The organism is Leifsonia sp. NPDC058292 (assembly GCF_042880955.1).
GTDB lineage: Bacteria > Actinomycetota > Actinomycetes > Actinomycetales > Microbacteriaceae > Leifsonia.
In genome coordinates this window covers 1-5,229 of sequence record NZ_JBHVYL010000071.1, presented here as the reverse complement: position 1 = coordinate 5,229, position 5,229 = coordinate 1, and the positions used below count along the sequence as shown (strand labels likewise).

Below are 5,229 nucleotides of genomic sequence, written 5' to 3'. Positions count from 1 at the left end.
TCGGCGTGCCCGAATTCAATTCGATTTCGGTGCGGCGGCCCGATTAGGAACCGCCGGGGGAATCCGCTAAAGTTTGGGACGTCGGAACGGCCCAACAGCCGCGAAGACAAACCCCGCTGACTGGGAGTCAGGCCCGAAAGGATCTGATAGAGTCGGAACCGCCGGAAAGGGAAACGCGGAAAGCCGAAAGGCCGGAGCGGAAACCTGAAAGGCACCGAGGAAATCGGACACGAAAGAGTCTGATAGAGTCGGAAACGCAAGACCGAAGGGAAACTGCCCGGAGGAAAGCCTGAGAGAGTCTCTCGGGTGAGTACAAAGGAAGCGTCCGTTCCTTGAGAACTCAACAGCGTGCCAAAAGTCAACGCCAGATTGACAACCCCGGCCCACCTTTGGTGGGTTGGAGGTTCCTTTGAAAAAGTCCTCACTCCCACACCGGGGTGAGGCGCACTAGCGAGGACGCAGTGAATCGTGGGGATTATTCCTCCCGACGGTTCCGCTCTCGTGGTGTAGTCCCGATTACGGGAAAACATTCACGGAGAGTTTGATCCTGGCTCAGGACGAACGCTGGCGGCGTGCTTAACACATGCAAGTCGAACGATGAAGCCCTTCGGGGTGGATTAGTGGCGAACGGGTGAGTAACACGTGGGCAATCTGCCCTGCACTCTGGGACAAGCCCTGGAAACGGGGTCTAATACCGGATGACACCCCCTCTCGCATGGGAGGGGGTTGAAAGCTCCGGCGGTGCAGGATGAGCCCGCGGCCTATCAGCTTGTTGGTGAGGTAGAAGCTCACCAAGGCGACGACGGGTAGCCGGCCTGAGAGGGCGACCGGCCACACTGGGACTGAGACACGGCCCAGACTCCTACGGGAGGCAGCAGTGGGGAATATTGCACAATGGGCGAAAGCCTGATGCAGCGACGCCGCGTGAGGGATGACGGCCTTCGGGTTGTAAACCTCTTTCAGCAGGGAAGAAGCGAAAGTGACGGTACCTGCAGAAGAAGCGCCGGCTAACTACGTGCCAGCAGCCGCGGTAATACGTAGGGCGCAAGCGTTGTCCGGAATTATTGGGCGTAAAGAGCTCGTAGGCGGCTTGTCACGTCGGTTGTGAAAGCCCGGGGCTTAACCCCGGGTCTGCAGTCGATACGGGCAGGCTAGAGTGTGGTAGGGGAGATCGGAATTCCTGGTGTAGCGGTGAAATGCGCAGATATCAGGAGGAACACCGGTGGCGAAGGCGGATCTCTGGGCCATTACTGACGCTGAGGAGCGAAAGCGTGGGGAGCGAACAGGATTAGATACCCTGGTAGTCCACGCCGTAAACGGTGGGAACTAGGTGTTGGCGACATTCCACGTCGTCGGTGCCGCAGCTAACGCATTAAGTTCCCCGCCTGGGGAGTACGGCCGCAAGGCTAAAACTCAAAGGAATTGACGGGGGCCCGCACAAGCAGCGGAGCATGTGGCTTAATTCGACGCAACGCGAAGAACCTTACCAAGGCTTGACATATACCGGAAAGCATCAGAGATGGTGCCCCCCTTGTGGTCGGTATACAGGTGGTGCATGGCTGTCGTCAGCTCGTGTCGTGAGATGTTGGGTTAAGTCCCGCAACGAGCGCAACCCTTGTTCTGTGTTGCCAGCATGCCCTTCGGGGTGATGGGGACTCACAGGAGACTGCCGGGGTCAACTCGGAGGAAGGTGGGGACGACGTCAAGTCATCATGCCCCTTATGTCTTGGGCTGCACACGTGCTACAATGGCAGGTACAATGAGCTGCGATGCCGCGAGGCGGAGCGAATCTCAAAAAGCCTGTCTCAGTTCGGATTGGGGTCTGCAACTCGACCCCATGAAGTCGGAGTTGCTAGTAATCGCAGATCAGCATTGCTGCGGTGAATACGTTCCCGGGCCTTGTACACACCGCCCGTCACGTCACGAAAGTCGGTAACACCCGAAGCCGGTGGCCCAACCCCCTTGTGGGGAGGGAGCTGTCGAAGGTGGGACTGGCGATTGGGACGAAGTCGTAACAAGGTAGCCGTACCGGAAGGTGCGGCTGGATCACCTCCTTTCTAAGGAGCACTTTGACTGCCAGGTTTCACCTGGTGGTCCAAGAGCCATTTCGTCGGCAAATGTCCGACGGTGGTTGCTCAAGGGTGGAACGTTGACTATTCGACCGGGTTCACGGGTCGGAGGCTGTGAGTACTGCTCTTCGGAGCGTGGAAAGCATGATCTCCGGGCGGGACCGGGTCGGGCACGCTGTTGGGTGTCTGAAGGTACGGGCTGTAGAGCCTGTCCTTCGGTGCCGACCCCAGTGCACTCGAATCTGCTGGTTCGGGGTGATGGGTGGTTGGTCGTTGTTTGAGAACTGCACAGTGGACGCGAGCATCTGTGGCCAAGTTTTTAAGGGCGCACGGTGGATGCCTTGGCACCAGGAACCGATGAAGGACGTGGGAGGCCACGATAGTCCCCGGGGAGCCGTCAACCAGGCTTTGATCCGGGGGTTTCCGAATGGGGAAACCCGGCAGTCGTCATGGGCTGTCACCCATACCTGAACACATAGGGTATGTGGAGGGAACGCGGGGAAGTGAAACATCTCAGTACCCGCAGGAAGAGAAAACAACCGTGATTCCGGGAGTAGTGGCGAGCGAAACTGGATGAGGCCAAACCATATGCGTGTGATACCCGGCAGGGGTTGCGCATGTGGGGTTGTGGGATCTCTCTTTCACGGTCTGCCGGCCGTGAGACGAGTCAGAAACCGTTGATGTAGGCGAAGGACATGCGAAAGGTCCGGCGTAGAGGGTAAGACCCCCGTAGTCGAAACATCAGCGGCTCGTTTGAGAGACACCCAAGTAGCACGGGGCCCGAGAAATCCCGTGTGAATCTGGCGGGACCACCCGCTAAGCCTAAATATTCCCTGGTGACCGATAGCGGATAGTACCGTGAGGGAATGGTGAAAAGTACCGCGGGAGCGGAGTGAAATAGTACCTGAAACCGTGTGCCTACAAGCCGTGGGAGCGTCGGACACATCTTCGGATGTGTCTCGTGACTGCGTGCCTTTTGAAGAATGAGCCTGCGAGTTTGCGGTGCGTTGCGAGGTTAACCCGTGTGGGGAAGCCGTAGCGAAAGCGAGTCCGAATAGGGCGATTCAGTAGCGCGCTCAAGACCCGAAGCGGAGTGATCTAGCCATGGGCAGGTTGAAGCGGAGGTAAGACTTCGTGGAGGACCGAACCCACCAGGGTTGAAAACCTGGGGGATGACCTGTGGTTAGGGGTGAAAGGCCAATCAAACTCCGTGATAGCTGGTTCTCCCCGAAATGCATTTAGGTGCAGCGTCGTGTGTTTCTTGCCGGAGGTAGAGCACTGGATAGGCGATGGGCCCTACCGGGTTACTGACCTTAGCCAAACTCCGAATGCCGGTAAGTGAGAGCACGGCAGTGAGACTGTGGGGGATAAGCTCCATGGTCGAGAGGGAAACAGCCCAGAGCATCGACTAAGGCCCCTAAGCGTACGCTAAGTGGGAAAGGATGTGGAGTCGCACAGACAACCAGGAGGTTGGCTTAGAAGCAGCCACCCTTGAAAGAGTGCGTAATAGCTCACTGGTCTAGTGATTCCGCGCCGACAATGTAGCGGGGCTCAAGCGTACCGCCGAAGTCGTGTCATTGCGATATATACCCCCAACGGGGATCGTGATGGGTAGGGGAGCGTCGTGTGCCGGGTGAAGCAGCCGCGGAAGCGAGTTGTGGACGGTTCACGAGTGAGAATGCAGGCATGAGTAGCGATACACACGTGAGAAACGTGTGCGCCGATTGACTAAGGGTTCCTGGGTCAAGCTGATCTGCCCAGGGTAAGTCGGGACCTAAGGCGAGGCCGACAGGCGTAGTCGATGGATAACCGGTTGATATTCCGGTACCCGCTGTGAAGCGTCAAACATTGAATCAGGCGATGCTAAGTCCGTGAAGCCGTTCCGGACCCTTCGGGGAAAGGAAAGTGGTGGAGCCGACGGACCAGACTTGTAGTAGGTGAGTGATGGGGTGACGCAGGAAGGTAGTCCAGCCCGGGCGGTGGTTGTCCCGGGGTAAGGGTGTAGGCCGTGTGATAGGTAAATCCGTCGCACATTAAGGCTGAGACCTGATGCCGAGCCGATTGTGGTGAAGTGGATGATCCTATGCTGTCGAGAAAAGCCTCTAGCGAGTTTCATGGCGGCCCGTACCCTAAACCGACTCAGGTGGTCAGGTAGAGAATACCGAGGCGTTCGGGTGAACTATGGTTAAGGAACTCGGCAAAATGCCCCCGTAACTTCGGGAGAAGGGGGGCCATCACCGGTGATTGAATTTACTTCATGAGCTGGGGGTGGCCGCAGAGACCAGCGAGAAGCGACTGTTTACTAAAAACACAGGTCCGTGCGAAGCCGTAAGGCGATGTATACGGACTGACGCCTGCCCGGTGCTGGAACGTTAAGGGGACCGGTTAGTGCACTTTCGGGTGTGCGAAGCTGAGAACTTAAGCGCCAGTAAACGGCGGTGGTAACTATAACCATCCTAAGGTAGCGAAATTCCTTGTCGGGTAAGTTCCGACCTGCACGAATGGCGTAACGACTTCTCGACTGTCTCAACCATAGGCCCGGTGAAATTGCACTACGAGTAAAGATGCTCGTTTCGCGCAGCAGGACGGAAAGACCCCGGGACCTTTACTACAGTTTGATATTGGTGTTCGGTTCGGCTTGTGTAGGATAGGTGGGAGACTTTGAACTCTGGACGCCAGTTCAGGGGGAGTCGTCGTTGAAATACCACTCTGGTCGTGCTGGATGTCTAACCTGGGTCCGTGATCCGGATCAGGGACAGTGTCTGATGGGTAGTTTAACTGGGGCGGTTGCCTCCTAAAGAGTAACGGAGGCGCCCAAAGGTTCCCTCAGCCTGGTTGGTAATCAGGTGTTGAGTGTAAGTGCACAAGGGAGCTTGACTGTGAGACCGACGGGTCGAGCAGGGACGAAAGTCGGGACTAGTGATCCGGCGGTGGCTTGTGGAAGCGCCGTCGCTCAACGGATAAAAGGTACCCCGGGGATAACAGGCTGATCTTCCCCAAGAGTCCATATCGACGGGATGGTTTGGCACCTCGATGTCGGCTCGTCGCATCCTGGGGCTGGAGTCGGTCCCAAGGGTTGGGCTGTTCGCCCATTAAAGCGGTACGCGAGCTGGGTTTAGAACGTCGTGAGACAGTTCGGTCCCTATCCGCTGTGCGCGTA

General features: G+C 57.3%; 2 rRNA genes. Both read left to right on the top strand.

Features of this window, described 5'->3' with window-relative positions:
• Positions 1-529: 529 nt before the first annotated feature.
• A 16S ribosomal RNA gene (locus ACFVWR_RS18795) occupies positions 530-2,057 on the top strand.
• 321 nt (positions 2,058-2,378) lie between these two features.
• Positions 2,379-5,229 (top strand): 23S ribosomal RNA (locus ACFVWR_RS18790); the annotation flags it as partial.